Annotated in this window: 15 protein-coding genes and 1 pseudogene; 4 read left to right on the forward strand and 12 right to left on the reverse strand. The window is 35.7% G+C overall.

Annotated features, from left to right (window positions below):
* Nucleotides 1-355: 355 nt before the first annotated feature.
* From AABL81_RS06220 to thrA, 9 genes and pseudogenes are all read right to left on the reverse strand, one after another.
* Nucleotides 356-1126: an SMI1/KNR4 family protein gene (locus AABL81_RS06220; protein ID WP_341340596.1), complete on the reverse strand. Its 771-nt coding sequence runs from the start codon at nucleotides 1124-1126 to the stop codon at nucleotides 356-358.
* A gap of 115 nt (nucleotides 1127-1241) precedes the next feature.
* Nucleotides 1242-1787 (reverse strand): YqiA/YcfP family alpha/beta fold hydrolase, encoded by a 546-nt coding sequence (locus tag AABL81_RS06225; RefSeq protein ID WP_341340597.1) that lies wholly within the window; start codon nucleotides 1785-1787, stop codon nucleotides 1242-1244.
* 29 nt (nucleotides 1788-1816) lie between these two features.
* Entirely contained in the window at nucleotides 1817-2155 is a 339-nt protein-coding gene (locus AABL81_RS06230; protein WP_341340598.1) for a hypothetical protein, read from the reverse strand.
* Nucleotides 2156-2259: 104 nt separating this feature from the next.
* Complete coding sequence (locus AABL81_RS06235) at nucleotides 2260-3156, reverse strand: WYL domain-containing protein (RefSeq protein WP_341340599.1); 897 nt, start codon at nucleotides 3154-3156, stop codon at nucleotides 2260-2262.
* A gap of 27 nt (nucleotides 3157-3183) precedes the next feature.
* The gene (locus AABL81_RS06240; RefSeq protein ID WP_341340600.1) at nucleotides 3184-3585 is read right to left on the reverse strand and encodes a hypothetical protein; all 402 of its coding nucleotides are present in this window, start codon (nucleotides 3583-3585) and stop codon (nucleotides 3184-3186) included.
* A 91-nt stretch (nucleotides 3586-3676) separates the two neighbouring features.
* The gene (locus AABL81_RS06245; RefSeq protein WP_341340601.1) at nucleotides 3677-4744 is read right to left on the reverse strand and encodes an SMI1/KNR4 family protein; all 1068 of its coding nucleotides are present in this window, start codon (nucleotides 4742-4744) and stop codon (nucleotides 3677-3679) included.
* A 273-nt stretch (nucleotides 4745-5017) separates the two neighbouring features.
* The gene (thrC, locus tag AABL81_RS06250; RefSeq protein ID WP_341340602.1) at nucleotides 5018-6307 is read right to left on the reverse strand and encodes a threonine synthase; all 1290 of its coding nucleotides are present in this window, start codon (nucleotides 6305-6307) and stop codon (nucleotides 5018-5020) included.
* A pseudogene (locus AABL81_RS06255) lies at nucleotides 6304-7226 on the reverse strand (homoserine kinase). The gene thrC and the pseudogene AABL81_RS06255 overlap by 4 nt, the downstream one beginning before the upstream one ends.
* A gap of 2 nt (nucleotides 7227-7228) precedes the next feature.
* On the reverse strand, nucleotides 7229-9679 hold the full coding sequence (gene thrA / locus AABL81_RS06260) for a bifunctional aspartate kinase/homoserine dehydrogenase I (protein ID WP_341340603.1): 2451 nt from the start codon (nucleotides 9677-9679) through the stop codon (nucleotides 7229-7231).
* Between the two features lie 94 nt (nucleotides 9680-9773).
* Here thrA and AABL81_RS06265 point away from each other — a divergent pair, with 94 nt between their 5' ends.
* The 3 genes from AABL81_RS06265 to AABL81_RS06275 all read left to right on the forward strand — a co-directional run bounded on the left by AABL81_RS06265 (nucleotide 9774) and on the right by AABL81_RS06275 (nucleotide 12249).
* On the forward strand, nucleotides 9774-9914 hold the full coding sequence (locus AABL81_RS06265; RefSeq protein ID WP_158211088.1) for a hypothetical protein: 141 nt from the start codon (nucleotides 9774-9776) through the stop codon (nucleotides 9912-9914).
* Nucleotides 9915-10158: 244 nt separating this feature from the next.
* Nucleotides 10159-11016 carry a helix-turn-helix domain-containing protein gene (locus AABL81_RS06270; protein WP_341340604.1) on the forward strand — a complete coding sequence of 286 codons (858 nt, stop codon included), beginning with the start codon at nucleotides 10159-10161 and terminating at the stop codon, nucleotides 11014-11016.
* Nucleotides 11017-11064: 48 nt separating this feature from the next.
* Nucleotides 11065-12249 (forward strand): multidrug effflux MFS transporter, encoded by a 1185-nt coding sequence (locus AABL81_RS06275; RefSeq protein WP_158211090.1) that lies wholly within the window; start codon nucleotides 11065-11067, stop codon nucleotides 12247-12249.
* A 33-nt stretch (nucleotides 12250-12282) separates the two neighbouring features.
* Here the strand turns inward: AABL81_RS06275 and AABL81_RS06280 are convergent, their stop codons facing one another.
* From AABL81_RS06280 to AABL81_RS06290, 3 genes are all read right to left on the reverse strand, one after another.
* Nucleotides 12283-12723 (reverse strand): hypothetical protein, encoded by a 441-nt coding sequence (locus AABL81_RS06280; RefSeq protein WP_341340605.1) that lies wholly within the window; start codon nucleotides 12721-12723, stop codon nucleotides 12283-12285.
* A gap of 221 nt (nucleotides 12724-12944) precedes the next feature.
* Nucleotides 12945-13211: a hypothetical protein gene (locus AABL81_RS06285; protein ID WP_158211092.1), complete on the reverse strand. Its 267-nt coding sequence runs from the start codon at nucleotides 13209-13211 to the stop codon at nucleotides 12945-12947.
* A gap of 105 nt (nucleotides 13212-13316) precedes the next feature.
* Nucleotides 13317-14465: a porin gene (locus AABL81_RS06290; RefSeq protein WP_341340606.1), complete on the reverse strand. Its 1149-nt coding sequence runs from the start codon at nucleotides 14463-14465 to the stop codon at nucleotides 13317-13319.
* A 769-nt stretch (nucleotides 14466-15234) separates the two neighbouring features.
* On the opposite strand from AABL81_RS06290, the gene AABL81_RS06295 reads away from it, so the two are divergent.
* Nucleotides 15235-15708, forward strand: coding sequence for a hypothetical protein (locus AABL81_RS06295; RefSeq protein ID WP_341340607.1), 474 nt, complete (start codon nucleotides 15235-15237; stop codon nucleotides 15706-15708).
* The last annotated feature ends 123 nt before the right edge of the window (nucleotides 15709-15831 follow it).

The raw sequence follows: 15831 nt of genomic DNA on the forward strand, positions 1-15831 counted from the left end.
CCCGAACAAATGCTTTTCCAATATCCTGAATCCCTTATCCAGTAAGGGTTTGAACTGCATTACCTTACTTTGAAACACTAAAAAAGTGGTACTTTTTATCTTTTTACGGTATTTTTTACAAACTATGGTTCATCGTATTGTTTTTTTTATAACGCTGTTTCTTATTTTCGTAAATAGCATATTATGCGATTGTTATTTTTATTAAATCACTGTAATTCATTTATTTAAACAAACTCACATACTACATCTTTCTATGTACTTAAAAACACAAAATTATTCTACAACGAAACCATTAGGCACAAAAAAAGCACTGCTATAAACAGTGCTTCTATATATCTTTTATAATTAAGATTGATTACATCTCAAAACTTGTTGGCAATACGCCATAGTCAACTAAATTAAACTCCGGAAATTTAGCTTCTAACGCTGTAGTCCATTGTTTGATTTGACCTTGTTTTTTAACGCTGTCTAAACTTTCTTTATAGTCAATAAAATACGTTGGTGTACTTCCTGAACCGTAAGTTAAGCGACTCATCTCAATTGCTTCTCCATTTAAAACGGCTTGTGCAATGTATTCGTCTACTCCTGCTTCTGATTGTTCTGACAATGTCCATTTACTTGTCAACTTTAACGGCAACACTTGGTATAACGCTTCTTCGTCTTTTGTTGTAATAGCAAATTGTACACACCAACTTTTTTCTGAATTGTCTAATGACACTACATCTTCGTCTTCTAATTGTTGTAAAGCGTACGTAATTAACTCTTCAAATGTGAAATCTGTTTTCTCAATCTCATCGTCAACCCAATTGAATATACGCTGACTATTCACCTTCTCCGTACGTAAAATCCAATAATCCTCTCCTCCATTATCACCAATCATCAAATAATTTGGCACAGCTTCTTGTAAGTACGAATTTTGTTCTAAGAAATCGCTAACGTCTGTAAATAACCCTTGAACGAAATCTTGTTGCATTCCGAAAGTCAACAAAAAGTCACGGTAATATGCTGGAAATGCAATTCCTACTTCTTGTTCTAAATTCGCAACCTCTGCTTCTGTCATTGGAATGTAAAAAACTTTGTCGCCAACAGCTTTTACTCTTTCCATTATATCTTGATAATTAATCATATCTATGTGAATTAATTTTACTTTTCTATTAATAGGCAAAGTTACAACAGATATCAAGGGTTTTAAGCTTTTGAAGGGAGTTTATTTACAGCAACTACTGAATTTCAACACGTAATTAGTGGGTTTCCTGTTCTCCTATATAAGCTTTTATATACCCTATATAGGCTTCAAAACGCTCTAATTGATGGTTATCGTCAACATAAACCACAACGGTATTTGGTTGATTATAAATATCATATTGGGTGAAGTCAAGTACTTCATCGTTTTTAGCTAACAATAGCAAGGCATCGCTAACTTGTGGAATAACAACCAATGCATTTTGTAAATTATCGGTAATTGGAACGGGGACGCGAAGTTGGTTTGTATAGTTCAAAAGCGGACTCGTTAAGACTAATATCGTCTTTAAACCGTGTGTTTGACGCATTTCTCTCAACTGATAAGCAAAGTTTGCTCCTGCTGAATCTCCTACAACGATTACCTCTTGTGTGTTGGCAACGGCTGCAAAAGCAATGTTCATATAGTCTTTAAAATTGGTATCGGGAGTCCACTCAAAGGCAATCATTTCAACCTCTTTCATTGCTGATTGAAGGTTTAGAAATTTACGCGATTGTCTGTTTGAACCATACCCGTGAAAATAAACTAAGGTTTTTTGTATGTGCAATTCTTTTCTTTTAATGTGTTTTTCTATGCTTACTCCAACGCTATATAGTAAGTTTTGTCTTCATTTTCGTATAAAAATACAATTGCTTGCGCATCTGGATTGTGTGGCACGTCTAAAGCAGTGTAAAACGTCATTCTATCTACTAAAATAGCTTTAGGTGATTTACTATTGCTGAACTCAAGTGTAGAATGCAAGGCTTTTATTTTTTTCAAAAATGCCGCAAGATCAACACTCCCAACGCTTATCGCTCCGTTCTCTACATTCTTTTGCACAACATCACAACAACTTTCAAACGCTTGCTTTGTTGCAAAGTATTTACTCTCTACTATTGTTTTTGTACGTTTCTGGTTTAATGCTGTATTACTCATAATTAACTGCTTCAATTGTTTATAATTTCCATTGAGAAAACAACTCCGTTTCTCTCATATTTCTAAAATAACACAGTCAATGTTGTAAAGCGAAACATCTATAACTAAACGTATCTATTCAAGGCTTTTTGCAGTTTATTTTTAATGTTGGTGCGCAACTCTACAGGTTCTAACACTTCAATCGCGCTTCCGTACGAAATGAGTAAACTTTCTAATTCGTGATTTAACCTAACTGTAATAGAGAATATCATGTAGTCAGCGGTTATTTCTTCCTCTTTGAACGAGTCGTGCCAAGGCAAAGTGCGTATGTAGTTAATTGCACTTTGATCACACTTCAAGCGCACATAGCTAATTTCTCCGCGTTGGTCAATACCAATCGTATTGTCAAACATCGCAAAGCTATCTACTTCTGTCAGCGTAAACTCCTTTTGAGTAATCTCTAAGTCGTGAATGCGGTCTAAAGCAAAAATATTGTGATCACGATTGGCTAACGTTCTTGTAATAATGTACCAACGATTGAGATATTCCTTGACAAATAATGGTTCTATAATATAAGTAGTCGGTTTGTCATCTTTAAACGATTCGTAGACAATTTGCAATTTTCGCTTGGTCAAAATTGCCTCCAAACAAAGGGGCAAATAGGCATAACCTTTCCCTCTAACGCGATGTCCAAACTGTACATAGCGAAATAAAATAGGATCGTCTAACACCTTTTGGCTAAATTGTTCCAAACTAATGATGTTCTTTATATTTTGGTAGTTCAACAGCATTTCTTCTTGGTTGTCATCTGTATCTAACTGATAACATCCTTCAAGATGACTATGTACGATATTGATTCCTAAATCGCGGGTTTTACTCAGTACTTTAGTGATAAAACTTGGTTTAAAAGGTAATCCTTTATCCTCTAAAGCGTCAGCAAATGAAGTGCGTGAATACTTCTTAGGGCTTAAGAATAGATTGTCCAAAAGCAGAATAATTGCCTGAAATTGGTCTGTTGTCATTTATTTATATTTTGTAAGGTTGTTATGCTAAATCACTACTATCCAAAGTGGCATTGGAAAACTACCATCTACAGTGTATAAAATATCACTCATATTCGTATATCTTCCTTTATAGAGGTGTTTCCCATCAAAAGTATAGAGAATATCACTCATATTGTTATAGCGCCCTTTATAAATATGCTTTCCATCAAAAGTGTACAAAATATCACTCATATTGGTATATCTTCCTTTATAAAGATGCTTTCCGTCATACGTATAGAGTACATCACTCATATTGGTATAACGCCCTTTGTAAATATGCTTCCCATCAAACAAAAAAAGCTGATCGCTCATATTGTTATAACGGCCTTTATAGAGGTTTTTTCCATCAAATGTACAGATGATATCACTATTGTTAGTATATCGCCCTTTGTGAATAGTAGTAGGCATAAGTAGTCTATTGGTGTAATTCTAAAATTACCCAATTTATTTCAATAGCAGTCGATAAATGGTAAGAATATTAAGAAACGACTTGTAATCTCTAAAAAGCACCGTGCTCTACGATAAACATATACTTTTCTGTTCCTCCTTGTTCGAGTGAGCCTATTTCTCTGTAAATCAACTCTTCTAAAGAACCAGCAACAACCGTACGTTCCCACGCTTCGTTTTGTAGTTCAACTATTTGTCCGTAATCGCCTTTGTCAGACGGATCAGTGTCTATTAAAAGAAAATCACCATTACGACCTTCTGCAAACGGAATCCACTTAGGATTAGCATATCCTGTGGCTTTAACTTTATCGGAGTATTTAGCTAATAGGTCTACATCTACATCCTCATCGCCTAATAGTCCGTTCACATTTTCCCATGCATCACCAATACGGTCAAACGGCAGTAAGTCGTAATCCCATCCATTTGCATGTAGGCTAAACGCCGAAGTAACAGCATTCCACTTTACATTATTCGCTTTGTAAAAGTTCACTAAAACCGCAGGTAACACAACTCCTTCCAGTTCTTCGCTTACTTGGTCAAACTGCTCTTTTGTAATCCCATGTGTCAGGTTGTAGTATTTATTATCACTCTTCACCACCTTGCTGATCCCCGTCAACCAATCGCTCCAAACTGCTTGTAAATACTCATATCCCTCATCCATTGGCAATAACTCAACTACTGGCACTTCTTGTTTCACGTATTGTTGAATACTTAATGCATACAAATATCCATCGCGCAAGCTGTACCAAACTGAAGTATCATTAAATACAAAAGCACCTGAAGTGTCGGTGTCCCACAATTTAACGCGCTCTGCTGTGTGTTCGTTATAGTATTTTACGGGGTCTGCCTCACCTTTCATACTCAATTGTCCTGTAAATGTAGATTGAATAGCTCCTTCGTAGTCATCTATTTGGCAAGTTAATTCTAATGCATCTACCAATTGGTCAACTTTTGAAAAGGCGCGAATACCCAAAAAATTCCATATATATACATCGTTGTACTCCCCAGTAAACAATTCGGAGTTTCCTAATAATGCGTGTAATTCGTCAATGTGAAAAGGAAAAGATAATTCTTTACCACAAAAGGTAAAACCTAAATCTGAGAAGTCTGCTGTAATCATATATATCGTTTTCGCGAATATAGGAAAAAGGAAGGTTTTGAAAAGAAATGTATTATTAAAATGTTTTGGAGATGTTGTATTTATATGAATATAAAATTCAGATTATATAATCGATATATGTAATGGCGTATGCAGTGCAACGCCATATAAACTTGAAAAAAGAGAACCTTGATAAGAAATACGATACACTACAACGTTGTAGAGTTTCATAAAACAAAAAAAGGGCGAATTACTTCGCCCTTTTTTACTGCTAAAAAATGTTTATTCTGAAATCTACTCTAACAAGTATTGCTTTAATTCATTGTATGTGTTGATGACAACTGATTGTTTTTCTTTTGTCATTAACGGTTTTAGAGCCTCTGGTACAGGAATTTCAATACCCAATGTTTGCTCAATGCTTTCAGGGAATTTTACAGGATGGGCAGTTTCTAAAAACACCCCTGTATATCCTTTGTGTTGCGCCATAAACTGTGTTAGTCCTAAATACCCTACAGCTCCGTGAGGATCTAATAAATACCCTCGCTCTTCATATACCTTTTTCAACGTAGCTTTTGTCTGCATATCATCAAAAGAATATGAAGAGAAAACGTTAGATAGGCTTCCATATTGCCTTTCAAACAACTCAAATATTCTAATAAAGTTGCTCGGATTACTTACATCCATTGCATTTGAAATTGTTTCTTGTGTTTTATTAGGCTTGTAATCCTGCGTTTTCATAAAACGAGGCACTGTATCATTTATATTTGTAGCCGCCACAAAATGTGCTATTGGCAAGCCCATTCGCTGTGCTAACATTCCCGCACAGATATTACCAAAATTACCACTTGGCACAGTAACCACTATCGGTTTTCCTTTGCCTTTCAATGCTTTATAGGCAAAGAAATAGTAAAACATCTGTGGCAACCAACGCGCCACGTTAATCGAATTGGCAGAAGTTAAATTACAATCTTTCAACTCTTGGTCTAAGAAAGCTGTTTTAACCATCTCCTGACAATCGTCAAAACTACCATTAACCTCCACAGCGCGGATATTTCCTCCTAATGTAGTCAACTGTTTTTCTTGAATACTACTCACCTTTCCAGAAGGATAAAGGATAACAACCTCAACCCCATTCACTCCGTAAAAACCATTAGCTACTGCCCCTCCTGTATCACCAGAAGTTGCCACTAATACTGTAATATTCTTATTTTCTTCTTTCGTAAAGGCTTGTAAACAACGCGACATAAAACGAGCTCCAACATCTTTAAATGCTAAAGTTGGACCATGGTATAACTCTAAACTTGCAACATCTTCTTCTACTTCAACAATTGGGAAGTCGAAACACAACGTTTCTGCTACCAATTGCTTCAGTGCTTCATCACTCATCTCATCTCCCATAAAAGGCTTGATAACTTTGTAAGCTATTTCGTGATTACTATAATTTTCTATAGTGTCGATAAATTCCTTGTCTAACTTTGGAATCTCTATTGAGAAATACAATCCTCTATCAGGAGCTATTCCACTGATTGCCGCTTCTTTAAAAGACGCTTGCAACTCTGGATTTGTTATGCTGTAATATCTCATTTCAATTCTTTTATACCCATTGGATTAATAGCCGAAATATGTATTTCATTCTCATAATCAGCATTAGCAACTACTTCTTTCATCGCCGCCGCCACTCGCTCTGCAGCTTCTCTACCTCTTGACAAGGCAAACATTGATGGTCCGGCACCTGAAATACCACCTCCTAAAGCACCATTGTCATAAGCTGCTTGTTTCAACTTGTCAAAATTTGGAATAAGCAATGAACGCATTGGTTCTACAAACTCATCGTGTAAAGAACGACCAATAAGCTCATAATCCTTTAAAAACAACCCGCTGACAAGTCCCCCAAGGTTTCACATTGTACCACTGCTTTTCTCAAAGGCACAGTTTGCTTTAACACAGATCGAGAATCTTTTGTCTTTAACTCAATTTGCGGGTGAATCACAGTAGCATACAACTCCTCAGGAGCTTCAATTGCAATGATATCTAATGGTTCGTAACTGCGGATGAATGCAAAACCACCTAACAAAGCAGGGGCAACATTATCTGCGTGTGCCGCACCACTTGCCAATGCTTCTCCTTGCATTGCATATTCAATCAATTCAAGGTTAGTCAACGGATAACCACACAAAGCGTTTATTCCGTAAACCGCACCAGCAGCACTTGCAGCACTACTTCCGATACCACTTCCTGCCTTTATATTTTTATAGATTGTGATGTCAAAACCAAAGTCAGGTTGCAACTTTTCCAACAAAGCTAATCCTGCTACACCAGCTACGTTTTCCTCAACTGCCAAGGGTAAATCTGCTCCGATTATTTCTTTAATTCTAATTCCTTTTTCTGCGCGTTTTTCAATAATCATTTCATCTCCAACGCTGTCCAAGCATACTCCTAACACATCAAATCCACAAGATAAGTTGGCGATTGTAGCCGGACAAAATATTTTTATAACTTCCATAACTAATTCAATTTATTTCCAATTCGTATTACATCTGCAAAAATTCCTGAAGCAGTAACTGCTGCCCCTGCTCCGGCCCCTTTGATTAACAGTGGTTGCTCTTGATAACGGTCTGTAAAGAACAACACAATATTGTCTTTCCCTTCCAAATTGTAGAAAGGGTGTTCTTTATCGATAAATTGCAAACCTACTTTGGCACTTCCGTCTTTATACGTAGCCACAAACTTCAAACGCGCTTCTTGTTCTTGTGCCTTGTTGTACAATGCCTCAAAGTGAGCTGCGTTGTCTTTCATAGATTGGTAAAACTCCTCTACTGTTTCTGCTTTCAAACACGCTTCTGGCAAGAACGAATCAACAGCAATGTCTTTTTCCTCTACGACATAACCACTCTCTCTCATCAAAATAAGCAACTTGCGCAATACGTCAATTCCACTTAAATCAATCTTTGGATTGGGCTCAGTGTATCCTTCCACTTGTGCTTGATGAACAATTTGGTCAAAAGGCAACTTCCCATCGAAATTGTTAAAGATGAAGTTCAAACTACCACTTAATACAGCTTGAATTTCTTTCACTCTATCTCCTGATGCCACTAAATTTTTCAGTGTATCTATAATTGGTAATCCCGCACCCACGTTTGTTTCATATAAGAAAGGAGCGTTGTATTTACGAGATAAGTCTCTTAGTAATTTGTAGTACGCATAGTCAGAAGAACACGCCACTTTATTACAAGTAACCACTGCAATACTATTTCTCAAATAAGACGCATAAGTCATTGCTACCTCAGCATTTGCTGTATTGTCAACAAAAACACTATTACGCATATTCAACACTTTGATTTGTTCTAAGAACGCCTCTTGGCTTGCAGGTACTCCATTTGCTAAATCATCTTTATAGTCTGTCAGGTCAATCCCCTCTTCATTGAAAAGCATCTTCTTAGAATTTGCCATCCCAACCACGCGAACATTAATCTTCAAGTTATTTTTCAGATAAGCGTACTGATGTTCAATTTGCTCTAAGAACTTACCACCTACGTTTCCAACACCCATTACGAATAAGTTCAACTGAACTACCGCCTCTTCAAAGAACGCTTCGTGTAGTGTATTCAATGCTTTCTTTACATCTTTATGAGAAATAACAACTGAAATATTACGCTCAGACGCCCCTTGTGCAATTGCACAGATATTGACGTTATTACGTCCTAATACACTTAACATCTTACCACTTAATCCTTGATGACCTTTTATTTTATCACCAACAATAGCCACAATAGATAAATCAAACTCTACTGCTATTGGCTTAACTTTTCCTTGTTGGATTTCAAACTGGAAAACCTCGTTAATTAAACGTTCTGCTACCATTGCTTCTCCCTCTGCAATTGCAAAACAAATAGAGTGTTCTGACGAGGCTTGTGTAATGAAGATTACATTTATTTCGTTGTGAGATAGTACTTCAAACAGCCTTCTTGCAATACCAACAACTCCAACCATTCCTGGTCCTTCTAATGTTAGCAAGGCAATTTTATCAATATTACTAATTCCGCGAATTGGATTACATCCCTCATCATGTGCTTTGTTGCTTACTACACTTCCTTTGGCTTCAGGGTCAAAAGTATTTTTGATAAGCATGGTAATATTCTTAGGTAAAATAGGTTCCAATGCCGATGGATACAATACTTTAGCTCCAAAGTGAGAAAGTTCCATTGCCTCTTGGAAGTTGATATTCTCAATTACTTGCGCCTGCTTCACCATCTTTGGATTAGCTGTGTAAATTCCACTTACATCCGTCCAAATCTCCACTTCTTCCAAGTCTAAAGCAGCCGCGATAATAGCCGCTGTATAGTCAGAACCACCACGTCCTAAAGTTGTAATAAACTTATCTTCTGACTCTGCTACAAAACCAGGAACGATGTAATAATCACAATTATTTTTAGCGAAATACTGTCTGATTATTGTGTTTGTTACATCAAAATTAACAGCTGCCTTACCAAAGCGGTTGTTAGTTTTGATCAACTCACGACAGTTGACAGAACAACAATTTTCTCCTTGTGCAATTAACACTTCTCCGATTAAGAAAGACGATAAACGCTCTCCAAAAGACAAGATCACATCCTTCGTTTGCAATGATAATTCTCCTAAGTAAAACACTCCTTGTAGCAGTGTTTCAAGCTCATTTAATTTGCGTAAAACGTTACTTAAAATACCCGCTTGTTGGTTTACAGGAATCAACTCACGGACAATATCCAGGTGACGATGAGCGATAACCTCATAGTTTTCGTGATAAGCATCTTCTTTTTTTGACGCCTGATTAGCAGCTAATTGCAGTAAATCTGTTACGCCACCCAAGGCAGAAACGACAACAATTACAGGTGATTTTTTATTCTTAACGATGTTTATACATCTCAATATATTGGCGGCATTGGCCACAGAAGACCCACCGAATTTTACTATTTTCATAATAAATATTATTTTGTGTTGTGTTGAATTAGGATAAAAGATATGCCGGCTGCTTACAAATATGCAAACAACCACCAAATGGGCGATATGTTAATTGATACCCCTTTACGGGGTAGAAGTTGACGATGACGACGATGTAGATGTCGTTAATGATGTAGATACAATAGCAATGCCGCCAACGAAGATTGTTGGTGTAGAAATTGAATTATATGTATTGCCTTGCTTTAACATCTGAAACAAATGTAGAAAACATTTTTTACAATACGCTAATAAATTTTCACTTTTATTTAACGAATAGCACGAATTATGCTTCAAAAACCAATAAATATTCAATAAAAAAAGACACTACTGAACTACACCCTAACCCCTATTTTAACAAGTAGTTAGGAGTTTTTTTGAACAACCAAAAAGCAAGGAGAATTTCAAAGGCAAAAAAAGTTTTAAAATTTGTATTTTTACAACACTAAAAACACAGAATAATGCCACAAAACAAGGTTATCAAAGTTCAAATGTTTGACAAAAACATTCCCATTGAGCTTTATTCTATAGAGGATACAACTGAATTATTCGACTTTGATTACCACTATCAATACAACTTTTATCAGATTTTCTGGTTTACTGAAGTAGAGAATAGTCAGCAACAAATAGACTTTCAATCGTACCCAATCAAACCACAGGAGATATGGATTATCTACCCTGGACAAGTACAATTCTTTGACCCAACTGGGATTAAAGGGTATTACTTGGCGATTGATAAAGACTACTTTAACCGCATTATTCACCATCAACTTAAAGAAAACACTTTCAAACTCCCTCCTCCGTTACACTTTCACGTCTCGGAAGACAAAGTCTCTCTTTTTAAATCACTTTTGAACTTAGTGGCTTTAGAGTGGAACGGACAAAAGCGTACAGAAGTGTTAGAAAAGTACCTTGAGCTTTCACTTATTCACATTCAGGATTTAGAGCGACTATCTGACGCATATTCTCCTAAAGATACACGCGTTTTTCAGTTGCTTGAAATGATTGAGAACAACTACACCAAAGAGCGTAGCAACGACTTTTATGCGCAAAAAATCGCATTATCTGTCAAACGTATGAATGAGATATTAGTGAATGCCACTAATGCCACATTGAGTCAGCACTTACAATACCGCTTACTCCTTGAAGCTAAGCGTTTAATAGGGTATTCTGACTTAAACATATCCGAAATTTCAGCAGACTTAGGGTTCAGTGAAGTCAACTATTTCAATCGTTTTTTCAAAAAAAACACAGGCTTCACCCCTATCGAATTTCGTACAAATGTGAAAAAAGTCCAAGTTGAGTTCCATTTATCGTAAGGAGTAGGTTGATGTAAGGGAGTACATTTGCCGACTTTAAACATCAACATGAAGAATTTAACAAGAACTCAACTTGTGGTGGTTATTATACTATCACTTCTTTCTGCGTTAGAGCCATTCAGTATCGACTTATACTTACCTGGTTTTCTAAAAATTGCAGAAACATTTAAGACTGATATGAAATCAGTACAAATGTCTATTTCTACCTTCTTAGGAGGTTTTGCTGCGGGACAGCTATTTTGGGGAATTATCTCTGATAAGTATGGTCGTAAGATGCCGACTATTATTTCCCTTGTGATTTTTATCCTTGCCACAGTTGCTTGTATTTATTCACAAACGATAGAGCAATTCCTTATTGCCCGTTTCTTTCAAGCATTCGCTGGATGTGCAGGTGTTGTAATTGCAAGAGCAGTTGTTAATGAGTACTTTGACACGGATAGAAGTATGCAAATCTTCTCATTATTAGCAATTATTGCTGGTATTGCACCTATCATAGGCCCTGTGTTTGGTAACTTCCTTATTCGTCATTTTGAATGGCAATCAGCTTTTGTTACCTTATTCATCATTGGTATGATATGTTTACTTGCTGTTATTTTCTTTATGCCAGAAACGATGGTTAAAACAGAAAAGAAAGCTACAAATATTATGGCTGACTTTAAAGAGATTATGCAAAATAACGTATTCGTTAAATACACATTAATCGGTAGTTTAACTTACAGTATTTTGATGATTTACTTAGCTAATGCTCCTTCTATTATCATGGATTACGGTGGATTATCATCAAGTATGTTCAGTACAATTTTCGCATTTAACGCCATTGGTTTAGTAGCTGGTGCGTGGTTAGCAAACTCTGTATTAGCAAGATGGTGGACTGTTGAGCAAATTGTGAAATACACTATTTTCTTTGGGATTGTAGTAAGTGCTATATTCTTAGTCTTGTGTATTATGCAAATGCCAATTGTAGAGTTATTAATTCCATTGTTCTTCATTGTATTAACATTAGGAGTGTTATTCCCTACTACAACTAAATTAGCTTTAGCACCATTCACTACGAATAGTGGTTCTGCCTCTGCTCTTTTAGGTTCATTACAATTATTGCTTACATTTATTATATCAGCAATTACCAATTTAATTCCAATTGATATTATGGTATTAACTGGTTATGCCTTATTAGGTTGTCACCTTTTATACTTGTTATGTTACTTGAAAAAGGAACATCCAGTAAAAGCATAAAGCACAAAAGCCACTCGATTGAGTGGCTTTTTTTTATCTATATTCTTGGTAATACTTTTCTTTCAGCATCCGAAAATTGCCTGTTTGAGAAACTTGGTCTGTGGTCATTCCATTAATCAAAGGTGTTTCACAATCCCATTCCATAAAATACACCGTATCTTTTTTATGTATTTCCGTTACCCTTGAATTTTTATGCTTTACAATTGAGTCGCCTTTATCCCAATAAAAGACAAAAGAATCATGCCAACGATAATGGTATAACTTCAATATAGTATCTCTCTGTGTGCTTACTTCTTTTCCTTTTACTACATAGTGAAACACCAAATTTGTAGAAGTATTATAAGGCTTCTCACTTAATATAATTTGGTAGTCATCTTCATCCGTAAACTTATTTACCTTCTCGCAGTATTCTTTATCTAAAAAACAAGAAGTAAATAGAAGTATAATTCCCCCTGCTATAACTTTATTTCTCATACTAATTATACTCCACATCATTAATAAGATAATTTATTTCAACCTTGTGATTTGACACCTAACTAAAAGCCTACTTTTTCAAGTATTTATACGTAACTAATTTCTTAGCAAGATACACTTTTATATATCGCTGTTATAAATTTATGCTATCAATAAAAAAAGGAGATGCTCAAATGAGTCATCTCCTAATGAATTATAGAATTACGATAATAATTGTTTACCTAATTGTGATTAGATTGAGTAGCTGTTAGCTCAGTGTAAGATTGTAATAATCCTTTATACACTCCAGCTTGTTTTTTGTACCCTTCTACGTACAAATCCTCTGCAGTAGTTGTTGTAGCCATTACTTGGCATCGAACATCCATACCCGCCTCAATCATTTTACCGATGTTGGCTGTCAACACTTGATCTGCTTCTTTGGATAAGTCAGTAATCAATTCCATCGTCTTTAGTTTTTCATCAAAAACTAATTCACTAAACGTTGCCATATCATCTATGTTTAAAAATTTAATACATCTAAAGTACGCATTTAAAAAACGAGATGATTGATATTTAGCATTTATATAACATTTAGTAATACTGCAAGTTACGACCTAAAAGAACGGAACATTCCAACGCATACCTACTGCAATTTGGTGCTCATGTTTGTCAGATGGACGAACTTCGTGTTTTTGGTAATTGTAGTTTAAGTAGTTGTAAGCTGCGTATAAACGGATTGTTTTAAACGGAGCTTTCTCAAATGGGTAGTATTCCAAAGCAGTAGAAATACCTGTTAAAGAATAAGCAACATTGTTGTCTAAATCCTCGCGGTAGTTATACATTGCTTTCACATAAGGAGTAAACTTTTTGAAGTGATATTTAGCAGAGAATACAGTTGCATTGTCTTTTACATAAGCAACCTTTGTATCAGCACTAAACGGTGTTAATTCCTTATCAGCTAAATTATGGAAACCGTACATCCAGTCTAATTCTAAAACAACTTTATCAAAATTAACTTGGTTACCTAAAGTTACCCAGCTGTAATATCTTTTAGAATCGTGTTGAAAAATCTCATAACCATATCTCGTTTTGAAGTGGTCATTAAACAAAGCACCTTCCCATAAGAATAGTCCTGCATAAGCTTTGTTTCTATAGTTCTCAGCAGTAAACTGCTCCCCTTGAGAAATAACTTGTAATTTGAATGCTTGTCCCGCTGTTTTATATGTTGCAGCTGCCCCTAAGCTGAATAACTCTAAAGAGCTAAACTCATTACTAAACATATAATATTCAGACGCATTGTATAACAAATCCCAAGACCCCCATGCTGTGAATTGCTTACCTACAGTAACTGTCCATTTATCATTGATATCATAATCAAAATACGCTAATTCCAACGCATTTTTAGCCACAGACTCGTTTAGTCTATAACGCAAATAATATCTCAACTTGTTTTTGTAGTTACCTTCTAAGTAAACCCTTGCTTGAGCAATTTGGAAACCACTCTCATTCGGTTCTTTACTGTTGATAATTGTTTTGTTTTCAAATTTAGAGTCCAAAAACACATTGATGTTGTTTGGTTTCTCTTCTTTTTCTACCTTTTGAGTTGGTAAAATCACATCAAAAAGTGTTTCATCTGCTTTTGGAGCTTCTTCCACTTTTAACGTTTCAACGCTTTTTAGCGTTTCTCCATTTTTAGGAGTTTCTTGTGCATACAGCATCATAGTGCTAATTAACATTGCACCTAATAAGTACTTTTTCTTCATTGTTAGTTTATGTTTCCTATGTTTCACACCCTATTAGCTGTTTGTCAACTAAAGGAGTATTACCTTAAATACAAAACACGCATACAGCTCTATTTGACATGGTACTACACAAGAGATACTACTGGGGAGTAGTTTTTTATTTACCAACTAACTATTCAAATATAGGACCCACTTCGCCTAACAAAAACAAAAGACCGTATTCCTGGGGGAGGAAAACCACCTTTTACTATTGCTATAAAGGCAAAAAAATAAAACCTAACTATAGTAGTGATAAAGACGTTGCTCTTTGACCACATAAAACGGATACTGCACTTGTAGTAAATGATTGATCACTTGGGGGAACCAATCAGATTTGCAAATAAAGTATGCAAATTTAAAAAATAAGTTGCCGAAAAAAATCATGTTTTGTCACAAAAGAAAAGGAGCAAAAAGCATAAAGTTTTCTAAAAAAATTTAATACTTTATCATAACAAAACCCCCTGTAAACACTGACTTTCTATCAATCAACAACTTAGCTTCCCTCCTTCTTTTTGCCTTGTCTTAATGAGATAAAAACATCACAAAACGAACAACTAATTCATAACACTCAAGTACACTTTGTTTTACTTTCCCAAATCAACTATACTACTTATTTTAGAGCAAAAACCTCAACCTGATTCCCCCTTGTCTGGCGAAAAACTCAGTAAAGCTACTTACCCATCTTTCAACTGTACTCCCTTATGTTAATCCCTAATATTTTCAAAAAAATATTTCATTGCAATTCAAAACAATGTACATTTGCAACACTGACGTTTTATTTATCAGTCTATTAAGTTCAATGAAGAAATACGCTTCCATATTATTCTTATTCCTATCCGTACTTGTTATGGCTAATCCGGTTATTGACTGGAGCTGTACTGAGAGCGTGATGACTTGTGGAATGGATATGAGTGGAGATAGCGATATGTCTTGCTGTTCTATGGATATGGAAAAAGCAAGCAACGACATGACAAACATGATGTGTTGTCCCGCTCCAATGCGCGTTGTTTCACCAACCATTGACCTTACTATTGAAGTAACACAAACTGTTGATATTGCGAAAGAGAAAAAGGCAAATATCAAAGCTAAGTGGTTTAACTCAAACTACTTGTCAGATTGGAGAACTGTTGATCTTACTTCCGTTACTCTTACCTCTATAGCCTCTGATGGCTTCAAATTTAAAGATGATAATCGCCTCGATTACATCTGTACCTATCGTATTTGATTTAGTTTACAGTAAACAGCTAACCGTTTACCGCTACCCCTATTGTGGTTACTGAATAGCGCATTCTACTTGATTTAGAGGCGAATTACTATTCATTAATACAGTCTATCCACAACAACGTCT

The sequence above is a fragment of the Myroides sp. C1519 genome (genome assembly GCF_038039755.1).
Lineage (GTDB): Bacteria > Bacteroidota > Bacteroidia > Flavobacteriales > Flavobacteriaceae > Flavobacterium > Flavobacterium phaeum_A.